Source organism: Brevibacillus sp. Leaf182 (assembly GCF_001423865.2).
GTDB classification, from domain to species: domain Bacteria; phylum Bacillota; class Bacilli; order Brevibacillales; family Brevibacillaceae; genus Brevibacillus; species Brevibacillus brevis_C.
This window is the reverse complement of the sequence record NZ_LMPN02000018.1, coordinates 262,189-278,909: the sequence shown is the minus strand read 5'-3', so window position 1 is coordinate 278,909 and position 16,721 is coordinate 262,189. Positions and strand designations below refer to the sequence as shown.

Sequence of the window (16,721 nt, the reverse complement as noted above, 5' to 3'; positions counted from 1 at the left end):
TTGATCCTCATGACCCCTGCAAAGGTATGGTAAACCAAAAGGAATGCTGCTTCCCTTGTGACTGCAATCCAACATTTCCGTTCTGTTGCTCGATGATTTCCTTTACGAGAGATAAGCCTAATCCCGATCCACCTGTATCCCTGCTTCGGGACGAATCTAACCGATAGAATCTCTCGAAAATGAGAGATTCTTTTTCTTTCGGAATCGGCTGGCCGACATTCGTGACGGTAACCTGGTAGGCAGACTCCGTGTGCTTTCCTGTAATAGTCACCCAGCCACCCTCGTCATATTGCAGCGCATTCGTCAGGAGATTATGCAACACTTGTTTTAGCCCATCTTCATCTCCGATTACTTGCGCTGTCTCTATATCAGAGGATAGCGCTATTTCTTTGTTTCTGAACTCCAAAGAAAAATGCTCGAGACAAGATTCCATAATCTTATCGATAGCGAGTACACTTTTCTTATTGTCGTTCGATATTTTCTTTCCTTGCCAGACATTTAATTGGTGCAACTGCTCTACCAACCGGGTAATGCGTATGGATTCTTCGTGAAGGGACCGGAACAGCTCGACCGAGCCTTGGATAATTCCAGAGCTTAGCGCTTCCAAATACCCATTAATATTGGTTAATGGGGTACGCAGTTCATGGGCAATATCAGCCAGCATTTTTTTCCGTAGCTCTTCGACTTGCTTCAATTTCAGGCTTAACTGATTAAAATCATCCGTCAACTGACCGATTTCATCACGAACACGAATGGTGAGAGGATCAGGCATGTCTCCTTGAGCCATTTGTCGTGTAGCACTCCCTAATTTTTTGAGTGGTTGAAGCAGCTTCTTGACGAAAAAGTAGTGAAAAATCCCGGCAATCACTGCGGTTGCCAAGCTGGCTTTGATCAAAAAAGTCTGCATCGTCTGCGTAAATGCAGCACTCTCTGTTGGACTTACAGAGGGGGAGGTTGCAAATAGCAGGCAGGCATAGTCTTTCACAGTAACGCCAGCGAGCCAGATCGCAATACCAATTACAGCTGCGTTGATCAAAATAAGCTTCCATAAAATATTGATTCGAACAGGATTATTTTTGATAAGCAACAAAGCGATACCCCATTCCCCGGATGGTTTCAATGAGTTCGCTGTCACCATCCCATTTCAATTTTTCTCTCAGCTTGCCGATGTGCACATCAATTGTTCTTTCCGTCACGACCTTTTCATTGTGGGGATACAGTTCATCAATGATCTGTTCCCTGGTCAGTATTTGATTGGGGTGCATCATCAAAAAATACAACAGGCGAAATTCGTGCTGTGTTAGCGAGATGCTCTCTCCTAGGTAGTGAACTTCCCCGCGTAATGCTTTTATTGTTAGGCCCCGATACGTAATTTTGCTGCATCGTTGGTTCGTTCTGCGCAAAATGGATTCTACTCGTGCAACGAGCTCACCTGGGCTAAATGGCTTCGTCACATAATCATCTGCGCCTGATTTTAAGCCTTCAATCCGGCTTTGTTCCTCGACCTTTGCTGTTAACATGATGATAGGGATTTCTTCCTTCCAATCTGCCCGGATGCTTTTGCAAACTTCTTCTCCACTTACTTTTGGGAGCATTAAGTCCAGAATAACAAGGCAAGGGTCGTATTTTCGAAAGGCAAGGAGGGCTTCCTCTCCGTCGCTGGCTTCATATACCTCGTATCCTTCTTTTTCGAGGTACAGGACAATGAGTTTACGAATCTTCACGTCATCCTCTACTACTAATATTCCGGTCCCCTTGACTGCCATTTTACTTACCTCCCGACTCACTAACGTATCTGTGCAACCATATTTTCCATCATTTCATAATTCATCGGACCCATTACTTTCTGCTGAATGACGCCATTCGAATCAATGATATAGCTGGAGGGAAGTGCTACGACTTGATAGATGTCCGCTACCTCGTTTTGTTCATCCAGTACGACCGGGAAGGTAATCCCGAATTCATCTAAAAATGCGGGGATGCTGTCTACATTTTTCTCAGATGTGGTCATATTTACAGCAAGAATCGTGACATTTTCATCTTTGTACTTCTCGTAAAACTTTTGCATGTCCGGCATTTCTGCTCGACACGGTGGACACCAGGTTGCCCACATGTTCACGATGACCTTTTTTCCTCGCAAATCGGAAAGCTTGATACTCTCTCCATTCAGTGTTTTCAGCTCGAAGTCAGGTGCTAGGTTGCCCTGATTAATCCCAACAGTCAGGGAAGAGTCAGTCGTTGTTTGCTCACTGTTCGTTAGTCTTGCTTCGCGGACAGCATTTTTCTGTATGGTATCGTAAGCTCCCCATCCAACCAGTCCAAGCAGGAGTGCAATCACGATCATATTTTTCTTCATGGAAAATCATCCTTTCATTATAGCACTGGAGCGAATTGCGCCAGCCAGGCACTTAATTTTTGTAATTGCCCCGTAAACAGCAGCAAGCCCATTGCAATCAAAATCCAGCCATTAATTAGAGACAGCCGTGGCAGCCATTTGTTTACTTTTTTCATCACACCTAACGATCTTGTAATCAGTAAAGAAATCAAGAGAAAAGGCACTCCTAAGCCGAGCGAATAAAACAGTAGCAAAAAGATCCCACTGTACATCGTTTCAGCAGATCCAGCCAAGAGCAGAATCGAAGATAAAGCGAGGCCCACACAAGGTGTCCAGCCTGTCCCAAAAGCGAGACCGACTACAAATGAATGCCACCCGTTTTTTGGCCCCTTGGCTTCCCACTGCTTTTGAAACATGAGAAAACGTAGGTGTAATAGCCCAGCAGTCTGTAGACCGAATAGGATAATCAGCAAGCCTGCGACCTTTTCTAAAACCCCACGATTGGCAGCGAAAAATTGTCCGATCATACTGGCAGAAGCACCCATCATCATGAAAACTACAGTAAAGCCGAGGATGAAAAGAAGGGAACGAACCATCAGCACTTTCTTGGAAACACTCATTTTGTCGCCGCTCACATAGGAACCCGTAAGATTGGCCACATAAGCGGGCAAGAGCGGAAAAATACAAGGGGAGAAAAACGATAGCATGCCCGCCGCTATAGCAAATAAGATTGAAAGTTGATCCATAGAAAAATCCTCCATACTTATGATTCTTGCAAGCTTCTTTCTTTGCTGAGATTTTGAAAAAACAAACTGCACAGGGTAATGGCTAAAAAGAACAACTGCTCACCGGATAAACCCAGAAACACCGCGACAGAATGACCTTTCAGAAAGCCGTTAAAAATTTGACCCATGCTATACCAAAGGATGAGCTGATTGATGTCACGGGGGTTCCCAACGCTCTCTTTTTTGCGATACATCCAGATCAACAGTACGATTGCCAGAACAAGTTGGCTGAGCTCATGCAGGCGTGATAGCAGCGGAAGATTGAACAAGAGCGGGAACAAAGAATAGACGAATTGATAGGTGAACAAGCCCACCGCCATGACTGCGGCATACGACCAAAAGGAGATGGTGCGCCTTTTGGATTGAATGTACAGGAAACAAAGGACGACGATTGCAGCCAGCCAAACTCCCCGCTGGCCACCAGTAAAATAAAGAAGGTAGTACGGATTGTTCAGCACACTGACGGGAGTGAAGAGAATGACACTAAACTTCCAAATCAGGAAAGCCCAGAAATACACATTGGATATATCCTCCATAATCGGCTTGCTCACATCGCTCTGGTTCTTCATCCAATACTTCATGGCTAGATAAGCTGTCAGTGCAGAAAGGGCAATTGCGATCCATTCGTACTTGATGATCAACGGGCCCCAGACGATAGCGTCTTGCATGATGTTCCGCCTCCTTTCTCCCATACTGTAGATCCTGATTGTTAAGATTCATTAAAGAAGCGAAAAAAGCCAAGCTCTCGGAAAGAAAGAGAGAGCTTAGTACTTCCTCTTCATTACCCAAAGTCGCAGTTGATCGCTGAAGCCAAAATAGAGTTGAGTCACCGTCTCATAGGGAACCGTAATCGTGCTTTTGGCTTGGACAGTCATCCCCAGGCTTTGCGGAAAGAGCCATTCCGTAAGATAACCCTCCGCTGCGAGCTGTTGCCAATCTGTCTTCGTACAGTCTTATAAAATCCTCTCGCACTTGGTGACCAATCGACTTCATTTTGAAAAAAATTGTAGCTATTTGTCTGGAAATAACGTCAATAACTGTATGAGATGAAAAGATAGGAAGAAAAAAGAATGGTCCGTGGAGGTTTTGAACGAATGAAAACAGCGCAGTGCAAGCGATGGCTCCTGGCCTTCTGTGCGTTCCTCCTAATGGTAGCAGGTGTTCCTTTAGGATTAACGGGGACAGCCTTGGCAGAGGGAAACATTCAGTTGGGAGTAACAGTCGGAATTGAAGGAAAGTACAGGCAAACGGGAATGGTTCCCGTTGTCGTCACGGTGAAAAATGGAGGGACGGATATCGAAGGGGAACTGTTTGTCGCCACTGACGAACGGGGAGATAGACGCTTCGCAGTTGCCAATTATCAGCCGGTTTCGATTGCAAGTGGAGTGACCAAGCAGGTAACGGTTCTCGTTCCTGGATCAGAGCTGCGTGGCAGTTCTTTTGTGGCCTTGATGCAAAATAACAAGATGATCGCGCAAACGCCGGTAACAGGCAATTCATACAGCGAAGATACGCTGATGATCGGTGTGTTGGCAGAAAACCCAGACACAGCTAACTTCCTTGGTGTACTGCCGAAAGGCTCTATTCATAACCCTGTCCAGCTCTTGACGATGAAGGCAGACAATATGCCAGTGACAGGTACACAACTCCAGATGATTAATATGCTCGTCATCAACAATTTTGCTCTGGATTCATTGAATGAACAGCAGATCAAAGCGATTCGGGATTGGACGAAATCTGGCGGGATGCTGATTTTAGCCGGGGGAGCACAGTACAAGAAATCCGGAGGCGTTTTGGGTGACTTGTCACCAGTAGAAGTGACAGGAGTGACGAGCGTACAGACACTCTCCAGTTTAAAAGTGGATAAGACCAATTCGATCGCACTGACATCCCCCTTTACTGTAAGCAATGGGACATTGAAGGCAGGGAAAGTTCTGTATAGCGAAGGAAATATTCCGCTGATGGCTGTACATAACGTGGGAGCGGGAAAAGTATTGTACGTCGCCTATGATTTGGCGGCGGAACCAGTAGCGAGCTGGGCAGGAAACAGCCGCTTTTGGGCAGATACATTAGTAAAGGCTTTTGGCTCTTCCATCAACGCTTCAAATAGGAGCATGATCGAAGACGTATGGCCGCTTCGGGATGCTGCTGATCGCGTCCCATCCTTGAAAATTCCGGAGGTTGGCTGGTTCGCAGTATTTTTCGGAATTTATGCCCTGGTTGTCGGGCCAGTTCTTTTCTATATTTTGCGGAGAGGCCGCAAGCAAAGCTACATGTGGGTGATCGTCCCTGCCCTTTCGGTGGTGGCGGGAATCGGAATCTTCTCGATTGGTGCCATCCAGCGGGGTGTGGGTGTAAAGCTGCACCAGGTAGGTTATGTGGAGCTGCAAAACAACGGACAGGCGAATTCGGTGAGTGTTACCGCATTATTCGTACCGAGTAATGACGACTATCGTTTGACTTTAAAGGGAGAGGGCATGACCCAGCCTGTCATTGAAAGAAATTATACCGATCAAGTTCCGAAAACGTGGATTTCCATACAGCCAGATCAGACCCATATTGATTTCCGAGATGTAGAATTCTGGTCGATGCGCAAGGTTGCGACAGAGCAAACCTTATCAGACGTAGGAAAAATAGAATCGAATCTGTCGTATGAGAACGGCGCACTAAAAGGAACTGTGACGAACCATACGAAGTACTCGCTGCGAGATGTGACGATCTCGACAGGTATAACGGTACAAGAGTTTCCGCAGTTGGCGGCTGGCAGCAGTATCGAAGTGAACTTGCCGTTTGCCTCTCAACATCAAGCAAGGCGGAACAAACATCGGATGAATATGGGGAATGCGCTGCCGCAGCACCTGCAATCGAATGGCTATGAAACAGAAACGCGTGAACAACTCATCGTGGAAATGCTGGACATGATGGACAGACGTAGTGGTCCGTCTGAAGTGGTAAAACTCGTGGGCTGGACCGATGAGCAAGTTGTTGAGGCTGTCGTACCAAACGAAAATACGGAGAACAGCAGCATTGCGATGGTCACTTCGACGCTGCATGTAAATCCATCCAAGGACGGACACATCTATTATCCGACGGGATCGTTTGATGTGACGATGTCAGGCAGCTCTGTTCCGGTAGATGACTTCGGCGATGGCTTTAGACTTCCTGCGGGGGATATTACCTTTGACATCAATCTGAATCAGGAAGGACAGGAGCTTGCCATCAGCAATTTGTATCTGTACACCTGGTCAGAGGACAATACGACATTTGAAAAAGAGGTTTACAACTGGAAGACAAAAGCTTTCGAACCATTTGAAAAAGCATTCATGAACAACGTGATGACAAGCGACAAGACCACTACTTATGTTTCGGGCGACGGCATTGTCCGCATCAAATTTGCCCACCAGTTTGAGGATGAACGCCACATTGGGGTTCCAAGTGTCAGTGTGGAAGGGAAGGTGAGCAAGAAATGATCCAGATCCAAAATTTGCGCAAGCGCTACGGCAAAATGGAAGCGTTAAAAGGACTTTCGCTCGAAATTGACAAGGGTACCGTTTTTGGTTTCGTCGGTCCGAACGGGGCAGGAAAATCGACGACGATGTCCATTTTGGCGACTTTATTGGAGCCGACCAGTGGGAAAGCATACGTAGGCGGCTATGAAGTGACCAAGCATCCAAAGGAAGTACGCAAGCTGATCGGCTACATGCCAGACTTTTTTGGTGTGTACGACAATTTGACAGCAGAAGAGTACCTCGATTTTTACGGCGCGAACTACGATATTCCGGCAGCAGAGCGAAAACAAATCATTCCGCAGTTATTAGAGCTGGTCAATCTCACGCACAAGCGGGATGCCTACGTCGACTCGTTGTCGCGGGGGATGAAGCAGCGCCTCGGATTGGCTCGCTCGCTGGTTCACAATCCGGAAGTGCTCATTTTGGACGAACCGGCTTCTGGTTTGGACCCGCGGGCACGTATCGAGCTGCGGGAGATTTTGAAGGAACTGCGGGACATGGGCAAGACGATTATCATTAGCTCGCACATATTGCCTGAGCTAGCGGAGATGTGCGATGTCATCGGGATTGTGGAGGAAGGCAATCTGGTTGCCTTTGGACGAGTCGATGAGATTTACTCGAAAATGCAAGAACAGCGGGTATTGCGCATTCGCCTGTTAGATCGGGTTGATGAAGCAATGACGCGCTTGCGTGAGATGCCCGTTATTACCAGGGTGACACGCGAAGGGAACTGGGTCGTTGCGGGCTTTTCAGGCAATGACGAAGAACAGGTTGAGCTGCTGCGGGAGCTTGCGGTGTCAGGCTATCCTGTGGCCGCGTTTAATGAGGCAGTTGGTGATTTGGAAGAAATCTTCCTGGAAATTACGAAAGGGGTGGGCTCATGAGCGACTTGAGACGATTTCGCAACCCTGTCTTGTTCAACGAATGGAAAATGAGGATGCGGACCAATCGGTCACCGTGGATCATCCTGTTATATTTGCTTGTTTTGGGCGCAATGACGCTTACGCTGATTTTCTTTATGACAAACGGCGGCAGCTATTACAACCCGAATGATACGCGCGAGTTGTTCATGATGCTGTCTGTGTTTCAGCTCGGGATGATCTGCTTCGTCGTGCCGGGACTGACGGCAGGTGTGATTTCCGGTGAGCGCGAACGCCAGACGTTAAGTGTGCTGTTGACCACGAATGTCAGCGCAACACGATTGATTTTAGGCAAATGGCTGGCGTCGCTCAGCTTCATGACCTTCCTGGTTATAGCGACCATCCCGCTCTATGCCATCGTCTTTTTGTATGGAGGAATTTCACCTGCACAAGTGATCAAGGTGTTTGGCTTTTACGTCATTACGATGTTTGGAATTGGCAGCATCGGTGTGCTCATGTCCACGCTGATCAAGCGGACAGGTATCGCTACGGTTGTCACTTATGCCGTGGTGTTCGGATATGCGATTGGATCGAGCATACTGGCGGAAATTATCAAAGAGTTCATTCGGTACCAGCGCAGGTCGGGTGGCATATCATCCGCGACTATGCCAGACTGGCCAGATCTCCTGCATAATTTCAATCCATTGTTTGCGATGTTAAATATTTTTGAAGAAGGGCCGCAGATCAGGATTGCGAATGTGGACCCGTACGCGGTTTACAGCCTGTTTTTCGGGATCATTACACTGTTCTGCCTTTTACTTTCCATCTATCTCATTCAGCCAGTGAAACCGAGATTTCGCAAAGTAAAAGAGGAGCAATAAGCCATGTTTACCGCTAAATCGAACGACGAGCTGAAGTCACTGCTTGCCCCCATTCGAAAGCAACTGGGCTTGCGCGTATGGATACAGCAGCTAACGGTCTATGGTTTGTGGGGAATGGGGGCGAGTCTGGCGCTCCTCCTCCTTGCCCGCATCTGGCCGATTCCGTTTTACCAATGGATCGCGGTTGTGCTGCCAGTGCTTGTTGTCATCACAGGTCTGGTGCGTGCGCTTTGGATGCGCCCTACCTGGCTCCAATGTGCACAAGTGGCAGATGGCAATGGTTTGGCTCAGCGAGTCGTCACGGCATGGGAGAATCAAGAGAATCAGTCGATGGTAGCGGGTATGCAGAGGGAAGACGCCCTGCATCATCTGCGAAAAAATTTGCCGCAAATCGTTGAGAGCGTCCGCATCTGGTCGTTGGTCCAAAGAAAGGTATATGTCACAAGCAGCTTGCTATTGGTGTGCCTGGTGCTGTTTCTTTGGCCGAATCCTCAAGACGTGCGACTGGCTCAGATGGCAGAGGAAAAGAAAGCAATCGAGCAGGTCGAGGAAGAAGTAGAGGCAATCAAGCAAGACGTGAAAAAGAATACAGGATTAACCGACGCGCAGAAAAAGCAGTTGGAGGAAATGCTGGAGCAGGCAAAAAAGGCTCTGGCGAAAGCAGACGACCCGGCAGAACGTCAAAATGCATTGCGCGCTGCGGAAAAACAATTGGAGAAGGTCAGAGATGCAGAGCAGCACAAAGAAAAAGCGCTGCAAGCACTCCAGCGCAGCTTGGGTAATCAAGAAGGGACAAAGGCCGTGGCTGGCGCGATGGAAGCGAAAGATCGACAAGCGATGACCGAGGCCCTGGCACAAATGGCAAAAGCCATGGAAAGCATGCCGCAAAAAGAGCGGGAAGAGATCGCCCGCGAACTCGCAAGTGCAGCAGAGCAATTGAAAAAAGAGGCAGAGTCTGCCGACTCGAAGGAGCTGGAGGATATCGCCAAACAACTGGCGGAGGCAGCCCAGCAAACAGCCCAAGGACAAGTGCCTCAAGCGATGACTGCGCTCGAGAACAGCTTGATGCAAGCGATGACGGGCATCCAACAATCTCAGCAAGCCATGCTCGCAGCTATACATGCCGCTGCTTCGCTCAATCAGTCGCAAATGACGCTTGCCAGTGCAGGCGCACAAGCAGGAAATGCTGGAGCGAGTGGAGCTGTGACAGGAACAGCAGCAACAGGACAGGCGACTCCAGCATCGGGGTCACCGGGAAATCAGCCAACTGCGGCAACACCGGGAACAGGTACCACCCCAAATCAAGGGGCAAACCAGCCTGGAAATGGAAATAATGGCTCGGGGCAAGGCAATGGAAACGGCAATGGCAATGGCAACGGTAACGGTAATGGAAATGGAAATGGAAATGGTTCTGGCGGCCAAGGAAGTGGTCAAGGTGGCGGGGCCGGGTTGGGAAAAGGCAAACACGAGCTCGTTACCGTCCCGGCAAATCGGATAGGTGGAGAAAACGGACCTGTTGATACAGTCGGAGGCCCACTCGGATCAGGACCTTCCCAGTCGCAGCAAAGTGGAAACACACAAGTCTCCTCAGGTGGCACGCTACCGTACGAGGAAGTGTACGGCCAGTATGAGCAATTTGCCCGTGAGAGTATGGAAAAAGGCAGTATTCCCGGCGATTATCAAGAGATCGTGAAGGATTATTTCAGCAAAATAGAGCCTTAGATCATTCAACAACAGGAAGGAGACACGGCGATGGCGCAGCAAACGCTAGAGGATTGCTTGCAGCGAGTAGAGCTTGTCAGGCAGGAAATCGGAAAGGTATTGGTAGGACAAAAAGAGGTGGTCGAGCAACTTCTGTGGGCCGTATTTGCAGGTGGACATGCGCTTTTGGAAGGTGTACCCGGATTGGGAAAAACGCTGCTTGTTCGGACACTGTCCCAAGCCTTCGAGCTGTCGTTTCAGCGGATTCAGTTCACACCGGACCTGATGCCAACAGACATTACCGGAACGAACATCCTGTTGGTTGACGAGAAGGGGCAGCAGTCCTTCCAATTCCAACATGGGCCAATCTTCGCTCATGTCGTGCTGGCTGACGAAATCAACCGGGCTACACCAAAGACGCAAAGCGCCCTGTTGGAGGCCATGCAGGAGCGAACCGTTTCAGCCGGGGGAGTGACTCGTCCGCTGCCAGAGCCGTTCTTCGTTCTCGCGACACAGAACCCGCTGGAGCAGGAAGGGACATACCCGTTACCAGAAGCGCAAATGGACCGCTTTTTATTGAAGATCGACGTGCCGTATCCGACGGAAGAAGAACTGAAAATGATCGTGCGGCAAACGACCACAAGTCAGGTGATCACCGTGGAAAAAGTGGCTTCTGCCGAGCAAATTGCTGAGATTCAGCAGGCAGCGCGTGAAGTGCTGGTAGCTGATGCTGTACTGGATTACGCGGTGAAGCTGCTTTTAGCGACGCATCCCGGGGAACAATCAATTGCTTCGGTGAACAAATATGTGCGCAACGGCGCAGGTCCGCGTGGCGTGCAGGCGATTGTCTCCTTGGCAAAGGTACGTGCGTTATTGGCTGGCCGATACAATCTGGCGTACGAGGACGTGACAGCAGTTGCTCTGCCAGCGTTGCGCCACCGCATGTTCCTCAATTTTGAAGGAGAGGCGAACGGCATCCGATCAGACCGCGTCATCATGGATATTTTGGACGAACTGGGGACGCAGAAGGTATGAATCAACACCTGCTTGATCCGTCATGGCTCGCCAGACTGGAGCGAATGCAGATGGCTAGTCGCAAAGCGGTCAGCGGCAGCCAGGCAGGAAAGCGAAGGGCGAGACAGTTGGGTAGCTCCATGGAGTTCGCAGACTTTCGGGCGTATGTTCCCGGCGATGATTTGCGGCAGCTCGATTGGAATGCGTATGCCCGCTCAGGCAAGCTGTTTTTGAAAAAGTACTTGGATGAAACAGAGCTGCATGTGAACTTGTATATCGATTGCAGTCGTTCGATGAGCTACGGGCAACCGAACAAAATGGCCCGTGCTGTCGAGATTGCCGCGGCTCTTGGCTATTTGTCCCTGTGCCACCTCGATCATGTGTCGGTCTATGCATTTGACAGCCGCATGACGGCAGCACTTACCGGGCTGCAAGGAAAGAGCCAGGCGCATCGCTTGCTCAGCTTCTTATCTTCCCTGCAAGAAGGGGGAACAGGTGATATTCAGACGGCAATGCGCCAGCCAGGAGCGGTCAGCGGCAAAGCAGGCACATCTATCGTGCTGTCGGACTTTTTGTTCGAGTCAGGCTATACGGAAGGCATCGCGTATTTGCAGGCGGCCAGACAAGAGGTCACGCTGGTTCAGGTGCTTTCCAAAGAAGAGCTTGCACCCGAGTATGCGGGAGAACTGCGGTTGATCGATTCAGAGACCGGGCAAGCAAAAGAAGTATCCCTGACCAGCCCTTTGATGGAAGAGTACCACAAGAGCTTGCGAGATTATCAACAAGAACTGTCCGCGTTTGCTTATGGAAGAGGGATCGCCTTCGTGTCTGTAGAGGCGGAACAATCGCTGGAATCGATTGTCTTCCATGTTTTTCGTCAGGCCGGCATGATTCGCTAGAGAGGAGAGAGACAACATGCAGTGGATGGGTTTGGGCAACTTGTGGTTTGCGCTGATTATCCCGGCCATCATCGTCCTCTACCTGCTCAAGCGAAAAGTAGAGGATCGCATCATACCAAGTACACTTCTGTGGCAGCGTACGATGCAAAACTGGGAAGCGGTGAAACCGTGGGAAAGGCTGCGGCGCAACCTGTTGTTGCTGCTGCAACTGCTTGTTGCCTGCTTGCTCGTGCTGGCTTTGATACGACCGGCCGTGCCCACTGAGGGAATCATATCCGACCATACGATTCTGGTCGTGGATACATCAGGGAGCATGATGGCGAAGGAAGGGAACGAGACACGGCTGGAACGAGCCATTTCACAGGCAAAAGCACTCGTAGAGAAGCTGGGAAGCAGCCAGACGATGACCCTCATCGAGGCAGGGCGTGAACCGAATGTTTTGGTTTCCAAGAGTGCAGACAAAGAGCCGCTCATGCAAGCCATTGAAAAGCTCACGCCTTTTTCCGGGACATCCGATCAAATCGCAGCTTTGTCATTGGCAGGAGCCATTGCAGAGAATGAACCAGGCAGTGGAGTGGTTTGGATGGGGGACGGAAGCGGGGAACGCAAGTTGGACGGAGGCCCAGTTCCTACCTTTTCCGGGAGCTTTCAGTTCATGCAGATGGGAAGCACTCGCGAGAATACCGCAATCGGTGTTTTTGTGACCCAGCCTACAGAAAAAGGGGTAGAGGGTCTGCTGCGAGTGGACAATCACGGCACTATGCCCGCGAAAGGAAAAGTCACTGTTTTTGATGAGCAAGACAAGCTGCTGGATACGGATTCTTTTGCGATTGGCGCAGGCAGCTCCCAGACATTTTCGTTTCAGAAGCTGGGGGTGTCTAGCGTCTATCGTGCAGTCATCGAACCGGAGCAGGACGGACTTTCCCAGGATAATGTCATGTGGAGCGTGCCATTCGCTGCGGGGAAAGGAAAAGCAGCGTTGTACTCACCGGAAGGGAACCGCTTCCTCCATCAAGTATTGCAGACAGTCGGAAGTCTTGAGGTGGAAACGATTCAGCAGGCACCGGATGCTGCGGCGGCTGCGCGTGACTTGTGGGTTTTTGACGGAGTCGTGCCAGACAAGCTGCCAAAAGGAAACATTTTGTTGATTGCTCCGAACAAGAAAACAGAGTGGTTGCCGCTTGCTGGAGAAAAAGAACTGGATCAACAGCCAAGACCAGTTTCCCCGGATGACCCGCTGCTCAAGCACGTAGATTGGCGGGATGTGCACGTCGCCAAAGGATACGTATTGGACGAGATGCCTGGCATGAAGCCATTGGTACGCGCAGGCGATGTCGATCTGGTCAGAGCGGGGATCATAGACGGTCGACGAATGGTCATCATCGGATTTGATTTGCATGCATCGGACTTTCCGCTGCGTCCTGCCTTTCCGATTTTCATGCAAAATGTCGTCAACTGGCTGTCACCTGGTCAAACAGCTCCAATCCCCACGGCACATCCGGGAGAGGTCTTGACGATCCCACTCTCACCGGGAGCGACAACACGTACCTTGACGTATCCGAATGGCCATCAGCAGTCTCTTACGGAGGATGCCACGTCGAAAACGATGCAGCTACCAGAGCTGACCGGATTGTATCGTCTTGACGAAGGGATAGATACAGGGACCAAAAGTACGTATTTTACAGTCCAAATGAATGAGGAAGAATCGAATATTGCACCAAAGTCTGTGAGCGTTGCTCGGAAGAATGCCAAAGAACAAAAGGAGAGTGAGGAAGCAACAGCGACTGACACAACAGGAGCACTGGGAACGAAGGAGTTGACCTATTGGTTGGCGGCGTTTGCTCTCTTGGTGTTATTGGTGGAATGGAGGGTGTATCAGCGTGGGTATTAACTTTATACAGCCGCTATTCCTGTTGCTATTGCTTCCCGTTGCGTACGTCATCATCAGTTGGTGGCGACATCAACAGCAAATGCCAATCGGCAGAAAGGCGACAATTGCAACCATTCGCTCGCTCTTGTTCCTCCTTCTGGTTTTGGCATTGGCAGGGACACAACTGCTGACCCCTGTTCAGGCGAAAACGATTGTGTTTGTTGTAGATCGATCCGCTTCCATGAAGGACGATCCGCGGGTTCTCTCCTTTTTGCGCGAGGCGATCGGGCAAAAGCAAGCAGCGGATAAGTATGCTGTCATTGCAGTAGGTGCAGAGGCAGCGGTCGATCAACCGTTGACGATCCGCCAAGAGGTACAGCCCTTGGGCGTGGATGTCAACCGGAATGCAACCAATTTGGCAGAAGGAATCCGATTGGCGTCTGCCATGATCCCTACCAATGCCAGAGGAAAAGTCGTCTTGCTGACAGATGGTCTGGAAACAAACGGAGATGCGGCACGGCAGACGAGACTGGTGAGGGAGCGAGGAATCGCTGTAGAGGCTGTTTCCTTGCAGCAGCCACGCGGAGACGAGGTCGTTCTTACATCTGTACAGGTACCGCAAAGACTGTATGCGGGAGAGGAATACGGCATCACCGTAGATGTGGAGAGTACGATAGCAACCGAGGCAACCCTACGCCTGTATGAAGGCAATCGCGAGGCGGGCCAGCAAACCGTACAGATTGGCAAGGGCAACAACCGCTTCGTTTTTTCGCAAAAAGCGATGCAGCAGGGCTTCCATCGCTATCGTGTGGAAATCGAGCCGCGACAAGATACCGTAGCGGCAAACAATCAGGCGACTGCCTATACACAGGTAGCCGGGGCACCAGTCGTACTCGTAGCCGAAGGGCATCCAGGTGCCGCGAGCAACCTCATTCAGGCGCTGGAAGCGGGCAATATCAAGGTGGAGCTGCGCGATCTCGCACTGCTGCCAAAGGAGCTAGAGGGCTACAAGCAATTTGCCTCCATTGTACTGGCAGATGTGCCCGCCACCAGCATGACTGATGTGGATATGGAACGTATGCGGACCGCTGTACGTGATATGGGCATTGGCTTGATCATGACAGGCGGTAAAGATAGCTTCGGTATGGGTGGCTGGTTCCAGACACCAATCGAAGAGGCATTACCTGTTCACATGGATTTAAAAGGGAAGGAACAGCTCCCTACGCTCGGACTTCAACTGGTCATCGACAAGTCGGGTAGTATGAGCTCCGATGCCAGAGGGGCGGATAAGATGGCACTGGCTAGGGAAGCTGCGATTCGAGCGACAACCATGATGAATGCACAAGACTACATCGGGGTGATCGCATTTGACGATACACCATGGGATGTCGTAGCTCCACAATCTGTCACGAAGCTGGATGAAATCCAACAGCAGATCAGCAGAATCCAAGCGGATGGCGGGACCGATATTTTCCCTGCCTTACAACTGGGCTACGAACGTGTAAAGGCGATGAACACGCAGCGCAAGCATGTTATTTTGCTCACAGATGGGCAGTCTGCACTCGACGACGATTACGAGGGTCTGCTACAACAAATGACGGCTGAAAATATTACCGTTTCAACAGTGGCGCTGGGTGATGATTCGGATAGATCGCTGCTGGAGATGATTGCCGAGTTAGGAAAAGGCAGATATTACTTTGCCAACGATGCCGAATCTATCCCGAAAATCTTCAGTAAAGAAACAGCGTTAGCCAGTCGCACGTTTATTGTGGAGAAGCCCCAAGTACCAGGCTATACAGGGGTGGGAGCATGGCCTACGCTGAAGCAGACATTGCCTCCGGTGCGTGCGTATATCGCAACAACACCGAAGCAAACAGCCGAATCATCCTTGATGAGTGCTGACGATGATCCGATTCTCACCCGTTGGCAGTACGGTCTGGGGCGTTCTGTCGCCTGGACGAGTGATCTGGAAGGGAAGTGGTCACCGGACTGGGTGGCTTGGGGAGGAAACAGCCGTCTGTGGAACGAAATCGTGGCATGGACTTTCCCGCAAATTACAGAAGGCACTTGGAAGACGACCACGAGCGTGAACGGCGCAAAAGGCAATGTGAGGGTGACGATGCCGGCTAGTGGAAGCATGCCTCAAGAGATGGAGGCAGTCGTTCTCAATCAAGAGATGAAGCGAGAGGTCATCAAGCTTAAGCCGGTTGCGCCAGGCGTCATGGAGGGTGCATTCGAGACGGCTGATCCGGGCACTTACATGATTCAGATCTCACAAAAAAATCAAGGCCGAGTCATGGCGAGCCAAACGACAGGATTGACCGTTTCTTATTCGCCGGAATACGGAATACATGCCGATGGAGAGAAAGAACTTCAAGAGTGGCTAAGTGCCGGTGGAGGGAATCAGATCACTAAACCGGACGAGGCTTTTGGCGGCACGCTTCCTGATAAATGGGACACACAGTCAATCAGTGAGTGGTTGCTGATGTTGGCCGCTTTGCTGCTGCCAATCGATATCGCCGTTCGCCGCTTGCAGTTGCCGGATCAATGGTGGGCAAGGCTATCTAGTCTGTGGAGATGGCGCAAATCCACGTCTGCCGATTCTGAACAACAAGCAGTATTGTCTCGCCTCGGCGAGAAGCGCTCTGCAACAAGACGGACACGCGAAGAGCGGATAGATGACCAGAAAGTAGTGGCTGCTCCCCTTATTCATTCGGCAGGGGCGGCTGGAAATCGGGTGAAGCCAGCAGCAGACAAGAACGAGCAGGCAAAAAAGAAACAGGAGAAGCAAACACAGACGCAGCCTGACGAAACGTTAAACAGACTATTGGCGGCCAAGAACCGGAAAAAGTCTCAGTAACAGATAA

The 16,721-nt window shown here is 50.3% G+C and carries 13 protein-coding genes; 8 read left to right on the top strand and 5 right to left on the bottom strand.

The window, feature by feature from the left end; genetic code table 11:
* Nucleotides 1-7: 7 nt before the first annotated feature.
* From ASG16_RS09090 to ASG16_RS09070, 5 genes are read right to left on the bottom strand one after another with little or no spacing between them, the layout of a single operon-like run.
* Complete coding sequence (locus tag ASG16_RS09090) at nucleotides 8-1,120, bottom strand: sensor histidine kinase (RefSeq protein ID WP_056492367.1); 1,113 nt, start codon at nucleotides 1,118-1,120, stop codon at nucleotides 8-10.
* Nucleotides 1,071-1,766 (bottom strand): response regulator, encoded by a 696-nt coding sequence (locus ASG16_RS09085; RefSeq protein ID WP_056492366.1) that lies wholly within the window; start codon nucleotides 1,764-1,766, stop codon nucleotides 1,071-1,073. Before ASG16_RS09085 ends, ASG16_RS09090 begins: the two co-directional genes overlap by 50 nt.
* Nucleotides 1,767-1,786: 20 nt before the next feature.
* Nucleotides 1,787-2,356 carry a peroxiredoxin family protein gene (locus ASG16_RS09080; RefSeq protein WP_056492365.1) on the bottom strand — a complete coding sequence of 190 codons (570 nt, stop codon included), beginning with the start codon at nucleotides 2,354-2,356 and terminating at the stop codon, nucleotides 1,787-1,789.
* 17 nt (nucleotides 2,357-2,373) lie between these two features.
* On the bottom strand, nucleotides 2,374-3,081 hold the full coding sequence (locus ASG16_RS09075) for a cytochrome c biogenesis CcdA family protein (RefSeq protein ID WP_056492363.1): 708 nt from the start codon (nucleotides 3,079-3,081) through the stop codon (nucleotides 2,374-2,376).
* A 17-nt stretch (nucleotides 3,082-3,098) separates the two neighbouring features.
* Nucleotides 3,099-3,788, bottom strand: a complete 690-nt coding sequence (locus ASG16_RS09070) for a hypothetical protein (RefSeq protein WP_056492353.1) — start codon at nucleotides 3,786-3,788, stop codon at nucleotides 3,099-3,101.
* Between the two features lie 426 nt (nucleotides 3,789-4,214).
* On the opposite strand from ASG16_RS09070, the gene ASG16_RS09065 reads away from it, so the two are divergent.
* The 8 genes from ASG16_RS09065 to ASG16_RS09030 are packed head-to-tail and all read left to right on the top strand — an operon-like array spanning nucleotide 4,215 to nucleotide 16,714.
* Nucleotides 4,215-6,590: a DUF8815 domain-containing protein gene (locus tag ASG16_RS09065; protein ID WP_241970721.1), complete on the top strand. Its 2,376-nt coding sequence runs from the start codon at nucleotides 4,215-4,217 to the stop codon at nucleotides 6,588-6,590.
* Nucleotides 6,587-7,513 carry an ABC transporter ATP-binding protein gene (locus ASG16_RS09060; RefSeq protein WP_056492347.1) on the top strand — a complete coding sequence of 309 codons (927 nt, stop codon included), beginning with the start codon at nucleotides 6,587-6,589 and terminating at the stop codon, nucleotides 7,511-7,513. The genes ASG16_RS09065 and ASG16_RS09060 overlap by 4 nt, the downstream gene beginning before the upstream one ends.
* Nucleotides 7,510-8,370: an ABC transporter permease gene (locus ASG16_RS09055; RefSeq protein WP_056492343.1), complete on the top strand. Its 861-nt coding sequence runs from the start codon at nucleotides 7,510-7,512 to the stop codon at nucleotides 8,368-8,370. Before ASG16_RS09060 ends, ASG16_RS09055 begins: the two co-directional genes overlap by 4 nt.
* 3 nt (nucleotides 8,371-8,373) lie before the next feature.
* Nucleotides 8,374-10,092 carry a DUF8809 domain-containing protein gene (locus tag ASG16_RS09050; protein ID WP_056492340.1) on the top strand — a complete coding sequence of 573 codons (1,719 nt, stop codon included), beginning with the start codon at nucleotides 8,374-8,376 and terminating at the stop codon, nucleotides 10,090-10,092.
* Nucleotides 10,093-10,122: 30 nt separating this feature from the next.
* A complete protein-coding gene (locus tag ASG16_RS09045) occupies nucleotides 10,123-11,106 on the top strand; it encodes an AAA family ATPase (protein ID WP_056492331.1) in 984 nt (327 codons plus the stop codon).
* Nucleotides 11,103-11,984 (top strand): DUF58 domain-containing protein, encoded by an 882-nt coding sequence (locus ASG16_RS09040; RefSeq protein ID WP_056492328.1) that lies wholly within the window; start codon nucleotides 11,103-11,105, stop codon nucleotides 11,982-11,984. The genes ASG16_RS09045 and ASG16_RS09040 overlap by 4 nt, the downstream gene beginning before the upstream one ends.
* A gap of 16 nt (nucleotides 11,985-12,000) precedes the next feature.
* Nucleotides 12,001-13,875 carry a vWA domain-containing protein gene (locus ASG16_RS09035; protein WP_056492325.1) on the top strand — a complete coding sequence of 625 codons (1,875 nt, stop codon included), beginning with the start codon at nucleotides 12,001-12,003 and terminating at the stop codon, nucleotides 13,873-13,875.
* Nucleotides 13,865-16,714, top strand: a complete 2,850-nt coding sequence (locus ASG16_RS09030) for a VWA domain-containing protein (RefSeq protein ID WP_056492322.1) — start codon at nucleotides 13,865-13,867, stop codon at nucleotides 16,712-16,714. The genes ASG16_RS09035 and ASG16_RS09030 overlap by 11 nt, the downstream gene beginning before the upstream one ends.
* Nucleotides 16,715-16,721: the final 7 nt, after the last annotated feature.